Annotated in this window: 17 protein-coding genes; 12 read left to right on the forward strand and 5 right to left on the reverse strand. The window is 71.4% G+C overall.

Annotated features, from left to right (window positions below; all coding sequences use genetic code 11):
• Window positions 1-106 precede the first annotated feature (106 nt).
• Both S1361_RS28800 and S1361_RS28805 read left to right on the forward strand, forming a co-directional pair.
• Window positions 107-877 (forward strand): GNAT family N-acetyltransferase, encoded by a 771-nt coding sequence (locus S1361_RS28800; RefSeq protein ID WP_208034812.1) that lies wholly within the window; start codon window positions 107-109, stop codon window positions 875-877.
• A gap of 447 nt (window positions 878-1,324) precedes the next feature.
• Window positions 1,325-3,316 carry an ATP-dependent DNA helicase gene (locus S1361_RS28805; protein ID WP_208034813.1) on the forward strand — a complete coding sequence of 664 codons (1,992 nt, stop codon included), beginning with the start codon at window positions 1,325-1,327 and terminating at the stop codon, window positions 3,314-3,316.
• A 190-nt stretch (window positions 3,317-3,506) separates the two neighbouring features.
• On the opposite strand, the gene lexA is transcribed toward S1361_RS28805, so the two are convergent.
• A complete protein-coding gene (gene lexA / locus S1361_RS28810; protein ID WP_030342891.1) occupies window positions 3,507-4,286 on the reverse strand; it encodes a transcriptional repressor LexA in 780 nt (259 codons plus the stop codon).
• A gap of 561 nt (window positions 4,287-4,847) precedes the next feature.
• On the opposite strand from lexA, the gene nrdR reads away from it, so the two are divergent.
• Window positions 4,848-5,399 carry a transcriptional regulator NrdR gene (gene nrdR, locus S1361_RS28815; protein WP_208034814.1) on the forward strand — a complete coding sequence of 184 codons (552 nt, stop codon included), beginning with the start codon at window positions 4,848-4,850 and terminating at the stop codon, window positions 5,397-5,399.
• Window positions 5,400-5,564: 165 nt separating this feature from the next.
• Complete coding sequence (locus S1361_RS28820) at window positions 5,565-8,459, forward strand: vitamin B12-dependent ribonucleotide reductase (RefSeq protein ID WP_208034815.1); 2,895 nt, start codon at window positions 5,565-5,567, stop codon at window positions 8,457-8,459.
• Between the two features lie 78 nt (window positions 8,460-8,537).
• Here the strand turns inward: S1361_RS28820 and S1361_RS28825 are convergent, their stop codons facing one another.
• A complete protein-coding gene (locus S1361_RS28825; RefSeq protein WP_208034816.1) occupies window positions 8,538-9,071 on the reverse strand; it encodes a TerD family protein in 534 nt (177 codons plus the stop codon).
• A 153-nt stretch (window positions 9,072-9,224) separates the two neighbouring features.
• Here S1361_RS28825 and S1361_RS28830 point away from each other — a divergent pair, with 153 nt between their 5' ends.
• The 3 genes from S1361_RS28830 (at window position 9,225) to S1361_RS28840 (ending at window position 11,556) form a co-directional block, all read left to right on the forward strand.
• Window positions 9,225-9,830 carry a YdbC family protein gene (locus tag S1361_RS28830; protein ID WP_208034817.1) on the forward strand — a complete coding sequence of 202 codons (606 nt, stop codon included), beginning with the start codon at window positions 9,225-9,227 and terminating at the stop codon, window positions 9,828-9,830.
• A 148-nt stretch (window positions 9,831-9,978) separates the two neighbouring features.
• Window positions 9,979-10,638: a histidine phosphatase family protein gene (locus tag S1361_RS28835; RefSeq protein WP_208034818.1), complete on the forward strand. Its 660-nt coding sequence runs from the start codon at window positions 9,979-9,981 to the stop codon at window positions 10,636-10,638.
• 12 nt (window positions 10,639-10,650) lie between these two features.
• Window positions 10,651-11,556, forward strand: a complete 906-nt coding sequence (locus S1361_RS28840; protein ID WP_208034819.1) for an ADP-ribosylglycohydrolase family protein — start codon at window positions 10,651-10,653, stop codon at window positions 11,554-11,556.
• Window positions 11,557-11,929: 373 nt separating this feature from the next.
• Here the strand turns inward: S1361_RS28840 and S1361_RS28845 are convergent, their stop codons facing one another.
• On the reverse strand, window positions 11,930-13,480 hold the full coding sequence (locus S1361_RS28845) for an MFS transporter (protein ID WP_208034820.1): 1,551 nt from the start codon (window positions 13,478-13,480) through the stop codon (window positions 11,930-11,932).
• Window positions 13,481-13,665: 185 nt separating this feature from the next.
• Between S1361_RS28845 and S1361_RS28850 the strand changes: the two genes are divergently transcribed.
• From S1361_RS28850 to S1361_RS28860, 3 genes are all read left to right on the forward strand, one after another.
• Complete coding sequence (locus S1361_RS28850; protein ID WP_208034821.1) at window positions 13,666-14,289, forward strand: TetR/AcrR family transcriptional regulator; 624 nt, start codon at window positions 13,666-13,668, stop codon at window positions 14,287-14,289.
• Window positions 14,290-14,370: 81 nt separating this feature from the next.
• The gene (locus S1361_RS28855) at window positions 14,371-15,072 is read left to right on the forward strand and encodes a ribonuclease HII (protein ID WP_208034822.1); all 702 of its coding nucleotides are present in this window, start codon (window positions 14,371-14,373) and stop codon (window positions 15,070-15,072) included.
• 68 nt (window positions 15,073-15,140) lie between these two features.
• Entirely contained in the window at window positions 15,141-15,773 is a 633-nt protein-coding gene (locus S1361_RS28860; RefSeq protein ID WP_208034823.1) for a hypothetical protein, read from the forward strand.
• A gap of 413 nt (window positions 15,774-16,186) precedes the next feature.
• Here the strand turns inward: S1361_RS28860 and S1361_RS28865 are convergent, their stop codons facing one another.
• Window positions 16,187-16,807, reverse strand: a complete 621-nt coding sequence (locus tag S1361_RS28865) for a hypothetical protein (RefSeq protein ID WP_208034824.1) — start codon at window positions 16,805-16,807, stop codon at window positions 16,187-16,189.
• Between the two features lie 338 nt (window positions 16,808-17,145).
• A complete protein-coding gene (locus tag S1361_RS28870; protein ID WP_208034825.1) occupies window positions 17,146-19,311 on the reverse strand; it encodes a RecQ family ATP-dependent DNA helicase in 2,166 nt (721 codons plus the stop codon).
• Between the two features lie 142 nt (window positions 19,312-19,453).
• Here S1361_RS28870 and S1361_RS28875 point away from each other — a divergent pair, with 142 nt between their 5' ends.
• Both S1361_RS28875 and S1361_RS28880 read left to right on the forward strand, forming a co-directional pair.
• Complete coding sequence (locus S1361_RS28875; protein ID WP_208034826.1) at window positions 19,454-21,004, forward strand: DUF4192 domain-containing protein; 1,551 nt, start codon at window positions 19,454-19,456, stop codon at window positions 21,002-21,004.
• A 506-nt stretch (window positions 21,005-21,510) separates the two neighbouring features.
• Entirely contained in the window at window positions 21,511-23,706 is a 2,196-nt protein-coding gene (locus tag S1361_RS28880; protein WP_243769330.1) for a glycogen debranching N-terminal domain-containing protein, read from the forward strand.
• Window positions 23,707-23,737: the final 31 nt, after the last annotated feature.

Raw genomic sequence — 23,737 nt, forward strand, 5'->3', positions numbered from 1 at the left:
ACGCACCTTCGCGTACCGCCTGAGCGGACCGCACCGTCAGCGAGCCGCACCGTCTCCCGCATATCCGAGGAACATGACCCACCTCGTCTCCTGAGAGGAGCGCACCGTGCCTCCCACCGACGCGAGCGCCGGAACCGGCCCCGTCACCGCCCACCCGGACAGCGCCGGCCGCCGAACGGACACGGCGAGCCCGCAGCTTTCTCGGTTCGGCCGGCTCACCGTCGAGGACGACGACCCGGGCAGCGAGGACACACTGGATCTGTGCCTGCCGGCCCACTTCATCGCCCTCTACGCCGAGGCGCCGGGCGGCCTCCTCAGCCGACTCGCCACATGGGGTCCGGTCACAACCCCCGCCGGCTCCTTCCAACTCGTCCCCGTACGCATCGATCAGGACCTGCCGCTCGTCCACCGGTGGATGAACGACCCCGTCGTCGCGGAGTTCTGGGAACTGGCCGGGCCCCGGAACCGGACGGAGGACCACCTGCGGGCGCAACTCCACGGCGACGGGCGCAGCGTGCCGTGTCTCGGCGTGCTCGACGGCACCCCGATGAGCTACTGGGAGATCTACCGGGCCGACCTGGATCCGCTGGCCCGCCACTACCCGGCCCGTCCGCACGACACCGGCATCCACCTCCTCATCGGTGACGCCGCGGACCGGGGGCGAGGGCTGGGGTCCGCCCTGCTCCGAGCCGTGGCCGACCTGATCCTCGACCGGTGTCCCACGTGCGCACGTGTCGTGTCAGAACCCGATCTTCGCAACACCCCCTCCGTCGCCGCGTTCCTGAGCGCCGGCTTCCGGTACGCGGCGGAGGTCGACCTGCCCGGCAAGCGGGCCGCCCTCGTCATCCGGGACCGAGTCCTGCGCGATGTTCTGTAGCGCCAAGTGATCGGGCGCTCACAATGAGATACGAACGGCGTGCCTGCGGTGTTCCCGGCTCAAGAAAAAAGTTCGACGGACATCCGGCGCGCTCGTCGCGCGCGCCGAAGACCCGGGGCCGGCACTGCCGCGGTGCCGGTACCGCAACGAGGCCGGCACTGCCATGGCGCCGGCACTGCCACGGCACCCGCCGCCCGTCACCGGTGTCACCCGCCGCCCAGGCGCTCCCTACCCTCGCCGATTCACTGCTGTCACCCGCCGCCCGCCCTCGCCCGTCACCACTGTCGCCCGCCGCCCAGGCGCTGCCCTGATCCAGGCCCGGTCCAGCCCCGCCCCCCGGTCCCCTGCCCCAGCCCATCCCGCCCAGGAGCCCCGCCCCGTGATCCCGCCCCCTGCCTCCGCCGTGACCACCCGTTTGTCAGTGCAGGGCCGTAGGGTGGTCTGGCTATGACGAAGCCCTCACTCTCCGAACTCCTGCATGCCGCCGTCTCGGCCGTCGGCGGCACGGAGCGCCCCGGCCAGGTGACCATGGCCGAAGCGGTCGCCGAGGCGATCGACGACGGATCCCACCTGCTGGTCCAGGCCGGCACCGGCACCGGAAAGTCGCTCGGCTATCTCGTGCCCGCGCTCGCGCACGGAGAACGGGTGGTCGTCGCGACGGCCACGCTCGCCCTGCAACGCCAGCTCGTGGAGCGGGACCTGCCGCGCACGGTCGACGCCCTGCACCCGCTGCTGCGCCGCCGCCCGGAGTTCGCGATGCTCAAGGGCCGGTCGAACTACTTGTGCCTGCACCGCCTGCACGAGGGCATGCCGCAGGACGAGGAGGAGGGCCTGTTCGACCAGTTCGAGGCCGCCGCGCCCACCAGCAAGCTGGGCCAGGACCTGCTGAGGCTGCGGGACTGGGCGGACGAGACGGAGAGCGGCGACCGCGACGATCTCACCCCGGGCGTCTCGGACCGTGCCTGGGCGCAGGTGTCGGTGTCGTCCCGGGAGTGCCTGGGCGCGTCGAAGTGCGCGTACGGCGCCGAGTGCTTCGCCGAGATGGCACGGGAGCGGGCCAAGCTCGCCGAAGTCGTGGTCACCAACCACGCCCTGTTGGCCATCGACGCCATCGAGGGCGCCCCGGTGCTGCCTCAGCACGAGGTGCTGATCGTGGACGAGGCGCACGAACTGGTCTCACGGGTCACCGGCGTCGCCACCGGCGAACTCACGTCCGGGCAGGTCAACCGTGCCGTGCGCCGGGCCGCCAAGCTGGTCAACGAGAAGGCCGCCGATCAGCTCCAGACCGCCGCCGAGGGCTTCGAGCGGCTCATGGAGCTCGCGCTGCCGGGCCGCCTGGAGGAGATCCCGGAAGACCTCGCCTACGCCCTGATGGCGCTGCGGGACGCCGCCCGCACGGTGATCACTGCGATCGGCTCGACCCGCGACAAGTCCGTCCAGGACGAGGACGCGGTCCGCAAGCAGGCGCTGGCCTCGGTGGAGACGGTGCACGACGTGGCCGAGCGGGTCCTGAACGGCTCGGAGTGGGACGTCGTCTGGTACGAACGGCACGACCGCTTCGGCGCGTCCCTCCGGGTCGCCCCCATGTCGGTCTCCGGCCTGCTCAGGGAGAAGCTGTTCGCCGACCGGGCCGTCGTCCTCACCTCGGCGACGCTCAAGCTGGGCGGCGACTTCAACGGAGTCGGCGCCTCCCTCGGGCTGGGCCCCGAGGGCACGGAGGGCGAGGACCTGCCGCAGTGGAAGGGCGTCGACGTCGGCTCGCCCTTCGACTACCGCAAGCAGGGCATCCTCTACGTCGCGAAGCACCTGGCGCGTCCCGCGCGTGACGGTGAGCGCGCCGACATGCTGGACGAGCTGACCGAGCTGATCCAGGCGGCGGGCGGGCGCACGCTCGGTCTGTTCTCGTCCATGCGGGCCGCCCAGCTCGCCGCCGAGGAGCTGCGCACCCGGATCCCCGAGTTCCCGATCCTGCTCCAGGGTGAGGAGACGCTCGGCGAACTGATCAAGAACTTCGCGGCAGATCCGAAGACCTGCCTGTTCGGCACGCTGTCGCTGTGGCAGGGCGTAGACGTCCCGGGCCCCAGCTGCCAGCTGGTCGTCATGGACAAGATCCCGTTCCCGCGGCCGGACGATCCGCTGATGAGCGCACGCCAGAAGGCGGTGGAGGACGCCGGCGGCAACGGCTTCATGGCGGTGGCCGCCACCCATGCGGCCCTCCTCATGGCCCAGGGCGCAGGCCGTCTCGTCCGGGCGTCCGGCGACCGCGGCGTGGTCGCCGTACTGGACCAGCGGCTGGCCACCGCGCGGTACGGCGGCTATCTGAAGGCGTCACTGCCGGACTTCTGGTACACGACGGACCGTAACCAGGTCCGCAAGTCGCTCGCGGCGATCGACGCGGCGGCCAAGCAGGCGGAGTCGCAGGCGGCGGGGGCGAAGTGATCCCGGGATAGCTCGACCGGCGTCGCCCGGGCACCCGCGTGGAATCGGCCCCGGCGCCACCCCTGGTGCCCCGGACACACCCAGGACGCTGGACACCCGCAGTCCGCCAGGCACGTGCAGGGCCCCGGAACCGGCGCAGGGGTTCCGGGGCCCGGTCAGGGAGCGAGCGGCCGCCCGCCCGCCGCGGGCGTCACACGCGGCGCAGCACCGCGACGACCTTGCCGAGGATGGTCGCGTCGTCGCCGGGAATCGGCTCGTAGGCCGCGTTGTGGGGGAGGAGCCACACGTGGCCGTCCTCGCGCTTGAAGCGCTTGACGGTGGCTTCGCCGTCGAGCATGGCGGCGACGATGTCGCCGTTCTCGGCGACCGGCTGGCGGCGCACGGTGACCCAGTCGCCGTCACAGATGGCGGCCTCGATCATGGAATCGCCGACGACCTTGAGGACGAACAGTTCGCCGTCGCCGACGAGCTGGCGGGGGAGGGGGAAGACGTCCTCGACGGACTCCTCCGCGAGGATCGGGCCACCGGCCGCGATACGGCCGACCAGCGGGACGTACGACGCGGCGGGCTTGCCGGCGGTGTCCGTCGGCTGCACGGTGACGGCCTGGTCGGATCCGCGGACCTCGTACGCGCGCGGGCGGTGGGGGTCGCGGCGCAGGAATCCCTTGCGCTCCAGCGCCATCAACTGGTGGGCGACCGAGGAGGTGCTGGACAGGCCCACGGCCTGGCCGATCTCCCGCATCGACGGCGGGTAGCCGCGCCGCTGTACGGAGTCCCTGATGACCTCGATCACCCGGCGCTGCCGGTCGGTGAGCCCGGAGCTGTCCGCCCGGATGCCTGGAGGTCGCCCCGGCAGGGAGCGCTTGTGTGCCTCGGGATTCGTGGCTTCGTTCATCGCGTGTACCGGCTCGACTCGGCCCTGGGAGCGGTCCTGGGCAGTGATGGTGGCACTGTCTGCGGTGGTGGTCACGTCGGCCCCTCTCGATGGTCTCCCTGCTGCACAACGGTAGTTGCTTTCGAAAGGTTGCGCCAAACACACGTTCGAGTGAAAAAGTGCGTTTCGCCTGACGCGATCCCATGTCGGGGTGTATGGCTGACGCGACACTCGGCGGGCAAAAGCACCCATTGCTGTACTCTTCACCGCCGGGACTCTTCGCCTCGTGGGCTGCGCCCCAGTCTGCCATCCGGAATCCCCGAGTCCGGGATCCGGGTCCCTTCTGCGCGGGAGTGCCACGCCTCCTCCCTGTGGCGCCCACGGTATCCCCGCAAGCACCGCGGCGACACCGCTCGGCACCCGCGTGTCCTCGCTGGTCGGTGTCGGTGCTCGGGCCCGCTGTCTCCGCGCGACACGCGCGTCTGCCCAGGTGTATGGGCCAAGCCCCAGATGTAGTGGTTGGATGGCCGCAGCAGCCCAGAAGTTGTGGTCCCCCGGGTCCGAGACGGCTCCACGATCGCCTATGCTTAGGGCTGCTTCGCGGGGCCCTTGGGTTCCGTGGGGCCGATGAGTCTGCTGTGAGGAGGGTTGGAGAACATGCACTGCCCCTTCTGCAGGCACCCCGACAGCCGTGTGGTCGACAGTCGTACGACCGACGATGGCACGTCCATCCGCAGGCGCCGCCAGTGCCCTGACTGCTCCCGTCGTTTCACGACCGTGGAGACGTGCTCGCTCATGGTGGTGAAGCGGTCCGGAGTCACCGAGCCTTTCAGCCGTACCAAGGTCATCAACGGTGTGCGCAAGGCATGCCAGGGGCGGCCTGTCACCGAGGACGCGCTCGCGCAGCTCGGCCAGCGGGTCGAGGAGGCGGTGCGCGCGACCGGAAGCGCCGAGCTGACCACCCACGACGTGGGTCTGGCGATACTCGGCCCGTTGCAGGAGCTCGACCTCGTCGCGTATCTGCGGTTCGCCTCCGTCTACCGGGCGTTCGACTCGCTCGAGGACTTCGAGGCCGCCATCGCGGAGCTGCGGGAAACGACGCGGGGCCCCGCCGTGGACGAGGACGACGCGGGGGCGGGGAGCCAGGAAGACGACCGCGGGCCCGGCGGGACCACTCAGGTCCCCGTGTCCGCTCGCGCCGCCGACTGACCGGCGGGCCGGAATCCGGGAGGAGACCCGGGTTCCGGTCGGGAGGCGGCGAACGAAGACCTGTTGCGGGCGGCAGCTGAGGGTGCCCGCGACGCAAGACAGAAACACGTGTCCACCGGAACAAATGGGCACTTCAGGGCGTTTTTGCCCGTACAGGGAGGCGGCATGACAGAGACGGCGAGCGGTCCGGCACGAGGTTCCCGAGCCAAGGGCGCCAAGACCACCAAGGGGCTGCGTGTCGAGCGCATCCACACCACCCCCGGCGCACACCCGTATGACGAGGTGTCGTGGGAGCGCCGTGACGTCGTCATGACCAACTGGCGCGACGGCTCGGTCAACTTCGAGCAGCGTGGCGTCGAGTTCCCCGACTTCTGGTCGGTGAACGCGGTCAACATCGTCACCAGCAAGTACTTCCGCGGTGCCGTCGGCACCCCGCAGCGCGAGACCAGCCTCAAGCAGCTGATCGACCGCATCGTGAAGACGTACCGGAAGGCCGGTGAGGACTACAAGTACTTCGCCTCGCCCGCCGACGCCGAGATCTTCGAGCACGAGCTGGCGTACGCCCTCCTGCACCAGATCTTCAGCTTCAACAGCCCGGTCTGGTTCAACGTCGGCACCCCGCAGCCCCAGCAGGTCTCCGCCTGCTTCATCCTGTCCGTCGACGACTCCATGGAGTCGATCCTCGACTGGTACAAGGAAGAGGGCATGATCTTCAAGGGCGGCTCCGGCGCCGGCCTGAACCTCTCCCGCATCCGCTCCTCCAAGGAGCTGCTCTCCTCCGGCGGCAACGCCTCCGGCCCGGTCTCCTTCATGCGTGGCGCCGACGCCTCCGCCGGCACCATCAAGTCCGGTGGTGCCACCCGCCGCGCCGCCAAGATGGTCGTGCTCGACGTCGACCACCCCGACATCGAGGACTTCATCGAGACCAAGGTCAAGGAGGAGGAGAAGATCCGCGTCCTGCGTGACGCGGGCTTCGACATGGACCTGGGCGGCGACGACATCACGTCCGTCCAGTACCAGAACGCCAACAACTCGGTCCGTGTGAACGACGAGTTCATGAAGGCGGTCGAGAACGGCGGCAAGTTCGGCCTGCGCGCCCGGATGACCGGCGAGGTGATCGAGGAGGTCGAGGCGAAGGCCCTCTTCCGCAAGATCGCCGAGGCCGCCTGGGCCTGCGCCGACCCGGGCATCCAGTACGACGACACCATCAACAACTGGCACACCTGCCCCGAGTCCGGCCGGATCACCGCGTCGAACCCGTGCAGCGAGTACATGCACCTGGACAACACGTCCTGCAACCTGGCCTCGCTGAACCTGATGAAGTTCCTGAAGGACGACGGCAAGGGCAACCAGTCCTTCGAGACCGAGCGCTTCCAGAAGGTCGTCGAGCTGGTCATCACCGCGATGGACATCTCGATCTGCTTCGCGGACTTCCCGACCCAGAAGATCGGCGAGAACACGCGCGCGTTCCGCCAGCTCGGCATCGGCTACGCCAACCTCGGCGCCCTGCTGATGGCCACCGGCCACGCCTACGACTCCGACGGCGGCCGCGCCCTGGCCGGCGCCATCACGTCCCTGATGACGGGCACGGCCTACCGCCGCTCCGCCGAGCTGGCCGCGGTCGTCGGCACCTACGACGGCTACGCCCGCAACGCCGACGCCCACAACCGCGTCATGAAGCAGCACGCCGACGCCAACGGGAAGGCCGTCCGCATGGACGACCTGGACACCCCGGTGTGGGCCGCGGCCACGGAGGCCTGGCAGGACGTCGTCCGCCTCGGCGAGAAGAACGGTTTCCGTAACTCGCAGGCGTCCGTCCTCGCGCCGACCGGCACCATCGGCCTCGCGATGTCCTGCGACACCACCGGTGTCGAGCCCGACCTGGCGCTGGTGAAGTTCAAGAAGCTGGTCGGCGGCGGCTCGATGCAGATCGTCAACGGCACCGTCCCGCAGGCCCTGCGCCGCCTGGGCTACCAGGAGGAGCAGATCGAGGCGATCGTCGCCCACATCGCCGAGCACGGCAACGTGATCGACGCCCCCGGCCTCAAGCACGAGCACTACGAGGTGTTCGACTGCGCCATGGGCGAGCGCGCCATCTCCCCGATGGGCCACGTCCGCATGATGGCCGCGATCCAGCCGTGGATCTCCGGCGCCATCTCCAAGACGGTCAACATGCCGGAGACGGCGACCGTCGAGGAGGTCGAGGAGATCTACTTCGAGGCCTGGAAGCTGGGCGTCAAGGCGCTCGCGATCTACCGCGACAACTGCAAGGTCGGCCAGCCGCTCTCCGCCAAGACCAAGGAGAAGGAGAAGGCCGAGGTCACCGAGAAGGCCGAGGCGACCATCCGCGAGACGGTCGAGAAGGTCATCGAGTACCGCCCGGTCCGCAAGCGGCTCCCGAAGGGCCGCCCCGGCATCACGACGTCCTTCACGGTCGGCGGCGCCGAGGGCTACATGACCGCCAACTCCTACCCGGACGACGGTCTCGGCGAGGTCTTCCTGAAGATGTCGAAGCAGGGCTCCACCCTCGCGGGCATGATGGACGCCTTCTCCATCGCCGTCTCCGTCGGTCTGCAGTACGGCGTTCCGCTGGAGACCTACGTCTCGAAGTTCACCAACATGCGCTTCGAGCCGGCCGGTATGACGGACGACCCGGACGTGCGGATGGCGCAGTCGATCGTCGACTACATCTTCCGCCGCCTGGCGCTGGACTTCCTGCCCTTCGAGACCCGCTCCGCGCTCGGCATCCACTCCGCCGAAGAGCGCCAGCGTCACCTGGAGACCGGCTCCTACGAGCCGGCTGAGGACGAGGTCGACGTCGAGGGGCTGGCCCAGTCGGCCCCGCGGGCCCAGGAGCTGAAGGCCGTCGCCACGCCGAAGGCCGAGTCCGAGACGGCCAAGCCCGCCCCGCGGCAGGCGCACACCAGCGCCGAGCTGGTGGAGATGCAGCTGGGCATCCAGGCGGACGCCCCGCTGTGCTTCTCGTGCGGTACGAAGATGCAGCGGGCCGGTTCCTGCTACATCTGCGAGGGCTGCGGCTCGACCAGCGGCTGCAGCTGATGACACGCCGTTCGTGAAGTAAGGGGCGCCGGCCCATTGCCGGCGCCCCTTACTCGTAACCCGTACCGGAGAAAGACGTCAGGACCGGTGCGCCCGGCCCATCACCTGTGTGAAGGTCGCCGGGTCCTCGTCGAAGCCGCGCACGCCGGGACGGAAGGTCCAGTCGGCGGAGTCGTCCCGGACGAACTCGGCGATCGTGGCGGCCGTCGACCCGAGGACCGAGCCGAAGTCGTCCTCGGCGAGCACGGTGTAGCCCTCACGGACGCGTACGGCGGGATTGAGCACGTGGGCGAACGTCCGGGGTCCGGACCGCTGCTGGATGACGACACCCACCACCACGCGCGCGTAGCGGTCGTTCAGGCGGTCCAGTTCGAGCGTCATCACCTCGTCCCAGCCGAAACCCCTGCCGTCGGTGCTGTCACGGTTGAGGAGGATCGTGCCGTCCGGCGAACGGCTGTCGAAGTGCACCAGATAGGCCGGTGCCCCGTACGGCGCACCGGACAAGAAGGTGGCGGCGACGATGTCGAGATCGGTCGGTGGCCGACCTGCCGGACTGGGGTCCCACTTGAGCGCGACCTCGACCTTGCGGATTCCCTTGCTGAAGCCGGTCACCAGGCTCTTCCCTTCCCCCTGCGGCTCGCACGACCCCAACTCCCCATCCGTCGGGGTTCCTTGCCCATCGTGCCACGCGCGCGGGGGCGCATGCGCGGGTGATCTCCGCCGGAGCGTGACCGACGCCACGCCCCGTGGCCTTACGATGGCGCGGTGCTGGTCAAGTGGATTCGCTGCACCGTGGTGGACCGCCGCGGGTTCGAGCGGGGGCAGCGGAAATGGGCGGGGCTTCTGGGGGAGCCGGGTTTTCGGGGACAGGGCGGGGGCTGGAGCCGGCAGCGACCGGGGGTGGCGCACGTCTTCGCCTTCTGGGAGAGCCGTGCCTTCTACGACTCCTTCATGGCCCGTTCCCACGACCGTCTGGCCACCGCCCAGTCCGGCACTTTCAAGGACGCCCAGGCCCGACTGTTCGAGTACCGCTTCGACGTGAAGACGGGCTTCGAGCCGCGGTTCACCGACGCCGATCTGATCCGCGTGGCCCTGTGCCGCATCCACCCGGAGCGCGTCGAGCACTTCACGCTCATGCAGGAGAAGGTCTGGAACCCCGCGATGGCCGGCTCGCCCGGCATGATCCGCGGCATGTTCGCCGAGGCACCCGAGCAGGAGTTCCTGATCCTGTCCATGTGGCGGTCGGCGGCCGAGCACGGCAAGTACCGCACGGAGCGTGTGGAACGCCTCGCGCTGCGTGCCCAGACCGAGGCGGACGTCGCGGCGCTCTCCGGTGACATCGTGGATCTGGAGCCGTCCTGGACGGTCTGAGCGGTCCCTTGGCGTGAAGAAAGGACGCACTGGGATGAGCCGTCGCACGGCAGGCCCGGACGGTTCCGGATCCGTGAAACATGTGACCTACGCGGTATAGGGGCCGTACGAGTGCTCGACTTCCCGCCGTTCGATCTAGGGTTTTGGCATGGCACGACCACGGCGCATCGTCCTTGTCCGACACGGCGAGTCAACGGGCAACGTCGACGACTCCGTGTACGAACGCGAGCCCGACCACGCCCTCGCGCTGACCGAGCGCGGCCGGCGGCAGGCCGAGGAGACCGGCGAGCGGCTCCGCGAGCTCTTCGGCCGGGAACGCGTGAGCGTGTACGTCTCCCCGTACCGCCGCACCCACGAGACGCTCCGCGCCTTCCACCTCGACCCCGACCTCATACGCGTCCGGGAGGAACCCCGACTGCGCGAGCAGGACTGGGGCAACTGGCAGGACCGCGACGACGTACGCCTGCAGAAGGCCTACCGCGACGCGTACGGCCACTTCTTCTTCAGGTTCCCCCAGGGCGAGTCCGGCGCCGACGTGTACGACCGGGTCGGGGGCTTCCTGGAGAGCCTGTTCCGCAGCTTCGAGGCGCCGGACCACCCGCCGAACGTCCTGCTGGTGACGCACGGGCTCGCGATGCGGCTGTTCTGCATGCGCTGGTTCCACTGGACGGTCGCGGAATTCGAGTCCCTGTCCAACCCCGGGAACGCCGAGATGCGGGTGCTCGTTCTGGGAGACGACGGCAAGTACACGCTCGACCGGCCCTTCGAGCGCTGGCGGGAGCCTGACCCGTACTGGGTGACCGGATAGAGTGGCAGGGCGATGACCGCTGACTCCTCTTCCCTCGGGCGCCTGGAGCGCGCGCTGACGAGCCTGCGTGGCCTGGCCGTGGGGGACGCGCTGGGCTCCCAGTTCTTCGTTCCGGTGCACTACCCCCTGCTCAAGCGCCGTGAGCTGCCCGCGGGCCCCTGGCAGTGGACGGACGACACCGAGATGGCCTGCTCCGTGGTCGCCGTCCTCGCCGCCCACCACCGCATCGACCAGGACGCGCTCGCCCGCTCCTTCGCCGAGCACCACGACTTCGACCGAGGCTACGGCCCCGCGGTCAACCGGCTGCTGCGCCTGGTCCGGGAGGGCGGGGACTGGCGGGAGCTGGCCGCCGGCCTCTTCAAGGGACAGGGGTCCTGGGGCAACGGCGCCGCCATGCGGATCGCGCCCCTGGGCGCCTGGTACGCGGACGATCCCGAGCAGGCGACCCACCAGGCGGAGATCTCGGCCTACCCCACCCACCAGCACCGGGAAGCCGTGGTCGGGGCCATGGCCGTGGCCGCCGCGGCGGCACTGGCCGGCTCGCCGGACGGCCCGCCCACCCCCGAGGCTCTCCTCGACGGCGTCGTCGCACTCGTACCGAAGAGCGCGGTCGGTCAGGGCCTGCGCCGCGCCCGGGACATGCTCGACTACGACGACCCGGCCACCGTCGCGGCCGTCCTCGGCTGCGGACGTCGTACGACGGCCCACGACACCGTGCCCTTCGCCCTCTGGTCCGCCGCGCGGGCCCTCGACGACTACGAGAGGGCGTTCTGGACGACCGCACAGGTGGGCGGGGACGTCGACACCACCTGCGCCATCGTGGGCGGCGTGCTCGCCGCCGGCAAGGCCGGGACACCGCCCGCCGAGTGGGTGCGGCGCACCGAGGCGCTGCCGGACTGGGTGCCCACGGGCGCCTGACGGCTTCCGCCGGCCCGGCGACGGACCTGCGCCCGGACGAGTCCAAAACTCTGCGTGCGCACCGGGAACTGTGCGTGACCGCCGCCCGTTCTTCCCGTATCCGCCGTGCTTCGCGCCCATGGGGCGAGGGCCGAAGGCGGAGCCGGCAGCGACGAGGGACGGAGGGTGCGAGATGGCGATGTTCTCGCCCGTGCGTCTTCCTGTGCCTGCGTCGGCACCGGTGCCACGCCTGGCCCCGGCCCTGTTCCTGGCCTTGTTCCTCGCTCTGTCGTGCGCGCTGGTGGCCGTGGTACGGCCGACCGGACCGCCGCGTGCGCCGTCCGTCCCCCGGCAGCGGTCCGGCCGGCCGTGGCTCCGCGCGGCCCGGTCTGGATCAGCCGAGGTGCGGACCCGCCGTGCCCGAGAGGGAGTCGAGGTCGCTCTTGCGGACCCTCAGCACGAGCCAGGCGGTGAGGAAGGCGAGAGCGGCCATGGCGGCGGCCGGTATGAAGGCGGTGGAGATGCCATGGGCGAGCACCTCGTGCCCCCAGGGCGCGGGCAGCTGGTGCGTCTCGGCGAACCGCGCCTTCTGTTCCGGCGAGGCGCCGGCGAGGAACTTCGGCAGCTGCTTCTTCGCCTCGTCCGTGCTGGCCGAACCGAAGACGGTCGTCAGGATGGACAGCCCGAGCGAACCCCCGACCTGCTGCATGGCGTTGAGCAACCCGGAAGCCGCGCCCGCCTCGTGCTGGGCGACACCGGACACGGCGGTGACGGTGGCCGTGACGAAGTTCAGGCCCATGCCGAAGCCGAACACCAGCATGGGGCCCAGTACTCCGCCCACGTAGGTGCTGTCCGGCCGGATGAACGTCTGCCACACCAGCCCGATCACCACGAGCGCCGAGCCGCCCATCATGAACGGCTTGGGGCCGAGCACGGGCAGGAAGCGCTGCGACAGACCCGCACCCACCGCGATCGCGACGGTCACGGGAAGGAAGGCGACACCGGCCTCGATGGCGCTGTAGCCGAGCACGTTCTGCACGAACAGCACGATGTAGAAGAACATGCCGAACATCGCCGCGGCCAGGCACAGCATGATGGCGTACGTGCCCCAGCGGTTGCGGTCGGTGAACATGCTGAGCGGGGTGATCGGCTCCTTCGCCCGCATCTCGGTGACGACGAACGCGAACAGCAGCACCACGGCAGCCCCGAAGGAGCCGAGGGTGAGCCCGTCCCGCCAGCCCTCCTCGGCGGCGCGGATGAAGCCGTACACCAGCGAGGCCATGCCGACGGTGGAGGTCAGGGCGCCGGTGATGTCGAAGCGACCCGGGTGCCGCTCGGACTCGTTGATGTACAGCGGCGCGAGCGAAGCGATCAGCACACCGATGGGTACGTTGACGAACAGCACCCAGCGCCAGTCGAGCCAGTCGGTGAGCATGCCCCCCGCAAGGAGGCCGATGGCACCGCCGCCCGCGGACACGGCGGCGAACACCCCGAAGGCGCGGTTGCGTTCCGGGCCTTCGGGGAAGGTGGTGGTGATCAGTGCCAGCGACGTGGGCGACGCGATCGCGCCACCCACGCCCTGCAGGGCCCGTGCGGCCAGCAGCTGCCAGGGTTCCTGGGCCAGACCGCCCAGCAGGGAGGCGAAGGTGAACAGCAGGATGCCGGCCATGAACACCCGGCGGCGGCCGAGGATGTCACCGGCCCGCGCACCGAGCAGCAGCAGGCCGCCGAAGGTGAGCGTGTAGGCGCTGACCACCCAAGTCAGGTCGGTGGTGCTGAACTTGAGAGCGTCTTGAATGTGCGGGAGTGCGATATTCACAATCGTCGCGTCGAGTACCACCATGAGTTGGCAGGCCGCGATGACGGTGAGTGCGATGCCGGGATGCCCCTCCCGGCGGGCAACGCCCGGTTTTCGATCGTCCTTGAGCAGCTGAGAGGTCGTCACTATGGGTCCCCCATAAAGGCATTAGTGAACGCTTGCGTTCACTGTCGCGTCCACGGTAGTGAGTCCCCAACAGTGAACGCAAGCGTTCACTTAATAGTGCGTCGCGCCCTGCGTCCCCCCTTTGCTGCAGCGCGGCGCCACTGGCCCCGGAATCCCCGCTTCCCCTGCATGCTGGAGAAACATAGATGGCTACCTCGCGCTGGACGGCCGCGCCCGCTCGCACGGCTTCCCCTCGTCGGCGCGGTGCGGTGCTGGAGCGCGCGATCCTGAACGCCGCGCTGGAGCAACTCAGTACGGTCGGCTGGAAGGGGCTGACCATGGAGGGCGTCGCGGCCGGCGCCCAGACCGGAAAGGCCGCGGTCTATCGCCGCTGGCCCTCCAAAGAGGATCTCGTTGCGGATGCCCTGGTGTCCGGACTGCCCCGGGTGGAGAAGGCCCCGGACCTCGGCAGCGTGCGCGAAGACCTGCTCGTCCTGTGCCGGCAAGTGCGGGAGATCATGTACTCGCGCCCCGGCGTCGCACTCCGTTCAGTCATTCACGAATGCGATCACGTGCAGGTTGCGCGTTTTGAAAAGGTCATCTTCGGGAGCGTCGTGGAGCCGACCGTCGAGCTGCTTCGCGAGGTCATCAGCCGTGGAATAGAGCGCGGAGAGGTCCGCTCGGACGCGGCCAACGGATACGTCTTCGACGTCATCCCGGCCATGATGATGTACCGATCGAAAATGTGCGCCAGCGAATGGAGCGACCAGGATCTCGCGGAGATGATCGACCAGCTGATGCTCCCGCTGCTGCGGCCCCAGGGCGCCTGATCGCCCGCGCCGGCGCTCCTCGCGTGAGGCGGGTGACCGGGGTGTCGCGCGGCGATACCGTCGGCGTACGCTAAGGGCGCCATGCCGTACGAACCACCTACTCACACCGTCGAGCGCTCCCTGCGCGCCACGACCGGAGCGAAGGTCATTGCCGGTGTCGACGAGGTGGGGCGCGGCGCCTGGGCCGGGCCCGTCACCGTCTGCGCGGCGATCACCGGACTGCGCCGCCCGCCCGAGGGGCTGACCGACTCCAAGCTGCTGACCCTCAAGCGGCGTACGGAACTCGCCCGGACCCTGCAGTCGTGGGTGACGGCCTACGCGCTGGGGCATGCTTCCCCCGAGGAGATCGACGACCTGGGGATGACGGCCGCGCTGCGGCTGGCCGCGGTCCGTGCGCTGGACGCTCTGCCGGTCCGTCCCGAAGCCGTGATCCTCGACGGGAAGCACAACTACCTCGGTGCCCCCTGGCAGGTGCGCACGGTGATCAAGGGTGACCGGTCGTGCGTGGCCGTGGCGGCGGCGTCGGTGATCGCCAAGGTTCAGCGCGACAAAATGATGGCCGAACTGGGTATCGACCATGCACACTTCGGGTTTGCGGACAACGCCGGGTATCCGTCGCCCGTGCACAAGGCCGCACTGGCGGAGTGGGGGCCCACCCCTCACCACCGCTTGTCGTGGGCGTATCTTGATGCGTTGCCTCAGTGGCGGCACCTCAAGAAGGTCCGCAGCTGGGCGGACGGAAGCGTTCCGGAAATTGAGGGTCAGCTCGGCTTCGATTTCTGACGGTTCCGCTCGCACTGATGTGCCACCCGGTCATCCGCGCCGCACCAACGTTTGATAAATATCAGCTCATGCCTCTCATTCCCGAGGAGCCTCAGATTCACGAGAGTGCCCAGGGTCCCCGCGCCACTCCGGCCAGCGGCCGTACCGCGCCGACCCCCCGCCCCGTACCCGGCCCCCGCCCCGCGGCTCCGTCCCGCCCCGGTCGTCCCGGCCCTCTGCGGCCCACGCCGCCGGTGCAGCGCACGCCGCGTGACGTGGCTCCGGCCAAGCCCGGCCCCTCCGGCCAGGCCGCTCCCACCGCCACCGCGGCGAGCCCGCAGATCCAGCTGATCCCGGCCTCGGCCGAGGGTGCGCTCGATGCCGCCGAAGAGGCGGTGGACCTGCTCCTGGACTCGGGCCGTGCCCCCGGCGACGTGCTGGTGATCACCACTGGTGCGCAGCACCCGTGGGCCGAGCACGAGCTGTCCTTCGGTGACACCTCCTACTGGGCGCAGCACGACGCCGGTGACGACGTGTTCTATGCGGACGCCGCCGTCGCCTCCCGCGCCGCTTCGCGCCCGGTGGTCGTCGTGGCCGTCAACGGAGGTCCCGCTTCCGCCGCTGCCACCGCCCTTCCGCTGGCGCACTCCCGAGCCGGTGCACTGCTGATCGTCTGCGGCGACCCGCAGCAGATCAACTCGGTGCTGGGCGCCGGCGTCTGAGCCGGGCCCGGCCCTCGGGACATCGGGGTGCCGAAGGAGCCGCTCCGGCGGAATCCGCACGGTGCGGCTTTTGGCATGCCCGGATGACGGGCGGCTGTCGTGTCGGTGGTGAAGCTGCCCCCTGGATGCCTGGGGGAGCGGTGCGGGTGCGGTCCGACGGCCCTGATCCAGCTCGCCGGGGTGGCGCATCCCAGGACCGAGTCTGCGGCCGGCCTGGCAGTCGTGCTCCGGACGACCGCGCCGGGGCGCGTGCGGAGCCGACCTGGGGCCGGAACTTCAGCCGTGAGTCTGTGCTCGTCGGCGCGGTGACACGGGCCCGTCCGGCTCGTTCCAGGCACCGCCCGTCGGCCAGTACGCCGCTCGTTGCCGCTGACGGGCGGCACGAGTCCGTCGTGGCGCCGCTCCCACTCCCGTCAGCGTGCCGCCGCCCGGCGCAGCACGTCGGAGACCGGGCCGCCGGTGCGCGGCACGAGCGGCGGAGCCTCGGCGGTGGCGACGGGCTCCGGTGCCGAGTGCGCGTTGGGCCGGCGTCCGCCGCGGCCCTCGCCGAGCACCTGCCAGCCTTCGTGCGTCAGCGTGATGTACGCCCCGCACCGCAGGCCGTGCAGTGTGCAGGCATCGCGCAGCCCCCACATCCAGGCGCCGTCCTCCTCGGTCCAATGCGCGTCGCCCTCCCGGCAGTAGAGCAGGACGGCCGTGCGCACAGGGGTGCGGCGACGCAGGTCGTGGGGGATCACCCGGCGCAGCTGGGCCAGCAGCGCGTTGCGGAACATCCAGCCGTCGGCCGGGGCCGGACGGCGCCTGAACGAGGCACTGGCCCGCAGCCGCTCGTCCGGGTCGAGGACCGCCACGATCGCCGTGAGCGGCTTCGGGTGGTGGCGGGCGTGCAGCCCGCTGACGACCTCACGGGGGTTGCGCAGCAGAGGGATTCCGGCGGCGGCCCACTCGGCCGGCTCGAGCAGGCGGCTGGCGGAAGCGGCGGATGCGGACGTCGACAACGAGGCCGCCGAGGACGCGGCGAATCCGAAGGTCACGTTCCTCCCTTCGGCTACGCGCCCATACTGCGGGCGAGGTCGGATTCGGGGGAGCGCGCACCGCAGCGGAGCCCAACCGGATCACGGACGAGCCGTGCGGGGAGCGGATCTCAATTCTTCCTGGCGAACTTGGTTGCGGCAACGAGCAATTGGGGCCACCGACTGTTATCAGGTGGTGCGTGGCTTATATCCCTACCCAAAGGGTCGGTTGACGACGCCTGGGTGTCCCGTCAGCCTCCGGCGGCCCGCCGCGAGCGGCCGCGCGGTCAACGCCGAACCTGCGAGGACCAGCCGCAACACACGGCTCGGTCCCGGGCGGCGCAGTTTCGACGTGCCGGTCACCCCTGAACGGCGAGGACGAGAGGCAACACGCCGCTCGCGCCGGACTTCCGGAGCAGGCGTGCGGCGATGGCAAGGGTCCAGCCCGTCTCCGTGAAGTCGTCGACCAGCAGCACCGGGCCCTGCGCCTCGGCGAGCGCCGACGCCAGGGCGGGCGGCACCGCCAACGCGCCGTCGAGGGCCTTCAGCCGCTGCGCGCTGTTGCTGCGCGGCGAACGGGGCGCGTCTCCGGCGTACTCCACCGAGCCCAGCAGCGGGAGCCGGCCGATCTCGGCGATCCGCGCACCGAGGGAGTGGATCAGCCGGGGCCGGCTGTGCGAGGCCACGGTGACCACGCCCACCGGCCGGGGCGGGGCGTCGGAGGCACCGGAGGCCCAGCCGCCGGGACCCCGGGCCCAGTCGGCGAGGACACCGACCACGGCTTGCGCCACGTCGTCCGGCACCGCGGTGTCCGGTGCCTGGGGCGCGAGCAGCGGTCGCAGCCGGTTGCCCCAGCCGATGTCCGACAGGCGCCCCAGAGCCCGCCCCGGTGAGGCCTGTTCCCCGGCCGGGATTCGTCCCTTGAGGTCGATGCCGATGGCCGGGAGGCCGGTCGGCCACATGCGGCGGGGCTCGACCTCCACCCCCGCGCGCCCCAGGTCGCTCCGCGCCGCGTCCAGCGCCGCCGTGGACAGACCGGAGGTGAAGCGGGGGGTCGCGCAGTTGTCGCAGCGGCCACAGGGCTTGGCACCCTCGTCGTCCAGGTGGCGCTGCAGGAACTCCATCCGGCAGTCGGTGGTGGTCGCGTACTCGCGCATCGCCTGCTGCTCGACCGCGCGCTGCCGAGCCACCCACGCGTAGCGCTCGGCGTCGTACGTCCATGGCTGTCCGGTCGCGATCCAGCCGCCCTTGACGCGGCGCACCGCTCCGTCCACGTCGAGGACCTTCAGCATGGTCTCCAGACGGGAGCGGCGCAGCTCGACCAGCGGTTCCAGGGCGGGCAGCGACAGGGGTCTGTCCGCCCGGGCGAGGACGTCCAGCGTGCGCCGCACGAGGTCCTCGGAGGGGAAGGCCAGCGAGGCGAAGTACTCCCAGATCGCCTCGTCCTCCTTGCCCGGCAGCAGCAGTACCTCGGCGTGGTCGACGCCGCGGCCGGCCCTGCCGACCTGCTGGTAGTAGGCGATGGGGGAGGAGGGCGAACCGAGATGGACCACGAAGCCGAGATCCGGCTTGTCGAAGCCCATGCCGAGCGCGGAGGTGGCGACGAGGGCTTTGACACGGTTGGCGATCAGGTCGTCCTCCGCCTGCTGCCGGTCGGCGTTCTCCGTCTTGCCCGTGTACGAGGCGACGGAGTGCCCGCGCTGCCGCAGGAACGCGGTGACCTCCTCGGCGGCGGCGACGGTGAGCGTGTAGACGATGCCGGAGCCCGGCAGGTCGTCGAGATGGTCCGCGAGCCAGGCCATCCGGTGCGCGGCGTCCGGCAGGCGCAGCACGCCGAGGCTCAGACTCTCCCGGTCGAGGGGCCCGCGCAGGACGAGCGCGTCGGAGGTGCCGCCCGTACCGAGCTGCTCGGCGACGTCCGCCGTCACCCGCGCGTTGGCCGTGGCGGTGGTGGCCAGCACGGGGACGCCGGGCGGGAGGTCGCCGAGCATCGTGCGCAGGCGGCGGTAGTCGGGGCGGAAGTCGTGGCCCCAGTCGGAGATGCAGTGCGCCTCGTCCACGACCAGCAGGCCGGTGGCGGCGGACAGCTCGGGCAGTACCTGGTCACGGAAGTCGGGGTTGTTCAGCCGCTCCGGCGAGACGAGCAGCACGTCGACGTCGCCCGCCGTGATCTCGGCCTGGACGGCCTCCCACTCCTCGGTGTTGGCGGAGTTGATCGTCCGGGCGTGGATGCCGGCCCGGCCCGCGGCCTCCACCTGGTTCCGCATGAGCGCGAGCAGCGGTGAGACGATCACCGTGGGCCCGCTTCCTCTGGCCCGCAGCAGCGACGTCGCCACGAAGTACACCGCGGACTTGCCCCATCCGGTGCGCTGCACGACCAGGGCCCGGCGCCGCTCGGCGACCAGGGCCTCGATCGCCCGCCACTGGTCCTCGCGCAGCCGGGCGGCGCCGGTGGCATCCCCGACGAGACGGGCGAGGACGGCGTCGGCCTGCGTGCGGAGTTCCGCGTTGCTCGTGTGCTCCATGCGTCCCATACAACAGGACGGGACCGACAACCGGGTGGGCCCGGGCAGGGACTGTGGACAACGACAACGGTCTTGTCGTGTCCCTGATTCGACTTATCCACAGGCTCAACCGGAACCGCAAGATCCGCGAGATCGTCGGCGCATGACGAATCACAGCGAAACCACCGGACCCTTCGAAAGCAACGACATCTCGGGGCAGGAGCCGCCGACCGGACCGACCGAGCACGCCACGCAGGTCACTCTGCGCACCCCGGCCGAGCTGGCCGACGCCCTCCCCTACCTGCTCGGCTACCGACCCGAGGACAGCATGGTCCTCGTCGCCCTGCACGACCACGCAGGCCGCGGCAGGTTCGGCGGCCGGGCCCGGCTCGGCATCCCCGCGAACGCCGAGGACTGGGAGGCCGCCGCCCGGCAGCTGGCCCGTGGGCTGGTGACCGGCAGCGAGCGGCGCGACGGCCGGCCCGAGCGCATGGTGGCCTACGTCTGCCAGGAGCCGGGCCCCGGGGAGTCCGGCCGGGACGTCAAACGGCGGCTGGAGAGGCTGGCTCAGCTGATGCGCACCGAGTGCGGCAACCTCGACGTGCCGGTCATCGAGGCCCTGTGCATCTCGGACGGCCGTTTCTGGTCGTACTGCTGCCCGGTCGAGGGCTGCTGCCCCGAGGACGGCTCGCCGATGGGCCTTCCCGGTACCTCCGTGCTCGCGGCGGCGGCCACCTACGCCGGCATCCAGGTGCGCGGCACCCTGCGGGAACTGCGCGCCAGGCTGCAGCCCTGGGAGACCAGCGCGGCACTGGAACAGGAGATCGCCCTGGACACGGTCGGCATGAACCTGGTGCCCCGGATGCTGGACGCCACGGGCCGTCTGGAGGTGGCGGAGGAGACCATCGCCCTCGCCGAGCGGATCATCCGCCGCTACGCCACGGCGGCACCGGTCACCGGCACCCACCCCGCGGACGTACGCGACGACGACCTCCTCGCGGACGACGAGGCGGCGACCCTGATCCTCGGGCTCCAGGACCGCACGACCCGTGACAAGGCCGCCGCCTGGATGGAAGGGGACGAGGCCGGTCCGGCGCTCCGCCTCTGGCGTGCCCTGGCCCGCCGCTGTGTCGGACCCTACGGCGAGCACGCCGCCGCACCGCTGACTCTCGCGGGCTGGGTCGCCTGGTCCACGGGGGACGAACTGGAGGCGCGGGAGGCCCTGGCCATGGCGCTGGCCGCAGACCCCGACTACCTCTTCGCCCGCCTGCTGCACCAGGCCTGCAACGAAGGACTCGACCCCGAGGCGGTCCGCCGCTGCCTGCGCGCGGAAAGGGTGGGGCGTACGCCGGCACAGCCGGCGGAACGGGCAACACCGGCACCTCGGACCGCTCTCGCCCCGCCCCAGCAGACCCCGTCTCTGCGTCCTGGGTCCCACCCCCAGAAGAGCGACCAGCGTGCGGAACCCGGTCCCCGGAAGGGCGGGCAGCGACGGCGCCGTGCACGCAGCGACGAGGAAGACGGGCGTCACACGGCCCGGGCGAAGCGAGACCGACGCAGGCCGGCCGATTCCCGCCCCCGAACGCCCATGACAGACCCCACCGGGCCCGGCACCCGCGGCCCAGCCGGCACGCGCACGCGTGCGGCGGCCCCAGGCGACGCCACGCGCGGCGGCGTCCCGTCGGACAGCCGGCAGTCCGAGGCGGACGGATGAGCGATGGCCTGTACCTCCGGCAGACGCGGGCCCTCACCGGAACGGCCGTCACCGGTCGATGCCGCCGGGCCGGGGGTTCGCGGCCCGAGCCTCACGAGCACGCAGACGGGCCGGTGGTGCCTTGTCGGTCGGCCGGCTCCCGTGGCCCGAGGGGGACGGATGAGCGTCGGCGGTGCGTGCCCGGACAGGCGTCGTCCCTCACCGGAACGGCCATCACACCAGCGGCGGACATCGGAGGCGGCACCGCACGTCAGCGCAGTGCGCTCCCGGTGCGGAGCCGGGGCCGACAGGAGGGGCGCCCCTCGACAGCAGTCCCAGCCGACCGGTCACACCGCCATTCGGTCGGCATCCGCCAGGCGAGCCGTGACCCGGAGAAGTCCGCTTCCGTTCACCTGAGTGGCGGAACGCCTGGACGGGCCCTGCCGCCGCACACCCCCTGCCCTCTGGGGCGACCCACCAGCCGCCCAGCACGTCCGAGGCGCACCGAGCGCAGAAGAAGCGACCCCATGCACCAACAGCCGACTCCGCCCTCCACCGCCGGCGAACGTCCGCCCTGGAGCGGGCACGAGCCGTTCCCGACAGCAGGCGCCCGCCCCGGCACACCGGCGGCGGCCACGGATCCACCATCGCCGTCGTCCGCGGACCCACGTCCCTCCCCGGTCACCCGGGGGAGCCGTCCGTCCCTCACCAACACCCGGCCTCGCCGTCCCGCCACGGCCCCGACGCCACGCACACCCCCTGCCGGCCGCCCGGCGCCCGAGCTGCCGCCCACACACACCGCGCTGATCTGTGTGGCTCTGCCCGGCCTCGTCGTCTCCGGCGAGCTGGGCCAGCTGACCGGCCAGGGCCTGGACGGGTTCTACCGAGGCGGCAGGCGGCTGCTCTCCCGGTGCCAGATCCGCGTGGCGGGCCGCGAACCGCTGCCCGTGCAGGCCAGGATGAGCGGAGCCGACAGTGCCCGCTTCGTGGGGACGCTGCGCTCTTCCCCGGCCGTCGGCCCCGACCCCGATGTCGTCGTCGAACGAACCCGCCACGCCCACGGCACCGAACGCATCACGCTTCGCAACGCCGCCCTGCGCCCACTGCGCCTGCCCGTCGAGGTCGCCCTCGGCACCGACCTGGCGGAGCTCGCCACCATCGCCGCCGGCACCGCAACACCCGAACTCCTGGCCACCGTGCACGACTCGGGCCTGCGCTGGGCCACGGCCGAAGCAGCCGCCTGCGTCACCGCGGACCCACCGCCCGCCGACGCCCTGGCATCCGCAGGACTGCTGCGCTGGGAACTGGATCTACCACCGGCCGGGACCGTAACGGTGGAACTGCGGGTGCGGCCCGAAGGAACAGGACCCCTGCGACCAGCGGGACACGCGGCCACCAGCCCCCTGGCCCCCGCGCGGGCGGCGGGCGACGACCCCCGGGTGGCCCCGCTGCTGCACTCGGCCGTCGCCGACCTCCGGGCACTGCTCCTGCGCGACCCGGCACACCCCTCCGACACCTATCTGGCCGCAGGCGCCCCTTGGCGCTGCGGACTGGCCCCCGCCGAGGCGCTCGCCGCCGCCCGCATGACGCTCCCACTTGGCACCCGCCTAGCCGCGGGCACCCTGCGCGCCCTGGCCCGTACCCAGCTCCGGGGCCCGGGCCCCCAGGCCGGAATGATCCCGGGACCCCGGCGCGATGCCGGCCCGCACCTCCCGCCGAGCTGCAGCGGAACGGAGGCCACCCTGCTCTTCCCCGTCCTGCTCGCCGAAGCCCGCCGGTGGGGGCTGCCCGACCAGCAGACAGAGGAACTGCTGCCCGCGGCGGAGCGCTGCCTGACCTGGCTGCGCACCACCGTCGGCGACAGCACCTACCTCACCGACCCGCACCCCGCGGGCCCGGCCCGCTGCGAAACACAGGCCCACGCCCATCGTGCCGCCCTGATAGGCGCCGACCTCCTCGACGCCTATGGCAGACCGGGCGCCACGGAATTGCACCAGTGGGCACAGTCCCTGCGGACGGCCTTCCAAGCCGATTTCTGGGTGGAGGACCCCGGTGGTGGGCGCCCGGCCGCGGCCCTGGCCCCCGACGGCCGACCCGTGCCCCATCTGGCCGCCACCGCCGTCCACCTCCTCGACACCGGCCTGCTCGGCGGGGGCCGACCGGCCACCGGCCTGCTCGACAAGGTGCACACCGAACACCTCGCCCGGCTGCTCGGCACCCCCGCCATGGACGCGGGCTGGGGACTGCGCGGCCTGGGTGCCAAGGAGGCGGGACACAACCCGTTCGGACACCGGACCGGAGCCGTGCGGGTCCATGAGACCGCACTCGCCGTCGCGGGACTGGCGGCGGCCGGCTACGAGAAGGAGGCGGCAGGCCTGCTGAAAGGGCTGCTGGAAGCGGCGGAACACTTCGGTCACCGGCTGCCGGAGATGTTCGCCGGCGCACAGCGGTCCGCCGGCACCGCGCCCCTCCCGCACCCCGCCGCCTGCCGCCCGGCGGCCACCGCCGCGGCCTCCGTGATCCTGCTGCTCACCGCCCTGGCCGGTATTCGCCCCGACGTCCCGGCCCGTACGGTCACCCTGCGGCCCATGCGGAGCGCCCCGCTAGGCGAACTCGGCCTCAGCGGACTGCGCGTCGCGGGCGCCCCCTTCGCCGTGCGGATCAACCGACTGGGACTGGCCATGGTGGAGGAGGCGGCGGACGGCCTGCAGCTGGGCACGTGACCTCCCCGCCGGGCTGGTGACCTCGAACGAC

This window comes from Streptomyces cyanogenus (assembly GCF_017526105.1).
GTDB lineage: Bacteria > Actinomycetota > Actinomycetes > Streptomycetales > Streptomycetaceae > Streptomyces > Streptomyces cyanogenus.

Bases quoted from the DNA above. Each gene is read 5' to 3' on its own strand.
- S1361_RS28835 (WP_208034818.1), top strand. From the start codon at position 9,979: ATGGCACGACCACGGCGCATCGTCCTTGTCCGACACGGCGAGTCAACG.
- nrdR (WP_208034814.1), top strand. From the start codon at position 4,848: ATGCACTGCCCCTTCTGCAGGCACCCCGACAGCCGTGTGGTCGACAGT.
- S1361_RS28850 (WP_208034821.1), top strand. From the start codon at position 13,666: ATGGCTACCTCGCGCTGGACGGCCGCGCCCGCTCGCACGGCTTCCCCT.
- S1361_RS28860 (WP_208034823.1), top strand. From the start codon at position 15,141: ATGCCTCTCATTCCCGAGGAGCCTCAGATTCACGAGAGTGCCCAGGGT.
- S1361_RS28870 (WP_208034825.1), bottom strand. From the start codon at position 19,311: ATGGAGCACACGAGCAACGCGGAACTCCGCACGCAGGCCGACGCCGTC.
- S1361_RS28840 (WP_208034819.1), top strand. From the start codon at position 10,651: ATGACCGCTGACTCCTCTTCCCTCGGGCGCCTGGAGCGCGCGCTGACG.
- S1361_RS28875 (WP_208034826.1), top strand. From the start codon at position 19,454: ATGACGAATCACAGCGAAACCACCGGACCCTTCGAAAGCAACGACATC.
- S1361_RS28805 (WP_208034813.1), top strand. From the start codon at position 1,325: ATGACGAAGCCCTCACTCTCCGAACTCCTGCATGCCGCCGTCTCGGCC.
- S1361_RS28880 (WP_243769330.1), top strand. From the start codon at position 21,511: ATGCACCAACAGCCGACTCCGCCCTCCACCGCCGGCGAACGTCCGCCC.
- S1361_RS28855 (WP_208034822.1), top strand. From the start codon at position 14,371: ATGCCGTACGAACCACCTACTCACACCGTCGAGCGCTCCCTGCGCGCC.
- S1361_RS28820 (WP_208034815.1), top strand. From the start codon at position 5,565: ATGACAGAGACGGCGAGCGGTCCGGCACGAGGTTCCCGAGCCAAGGGC.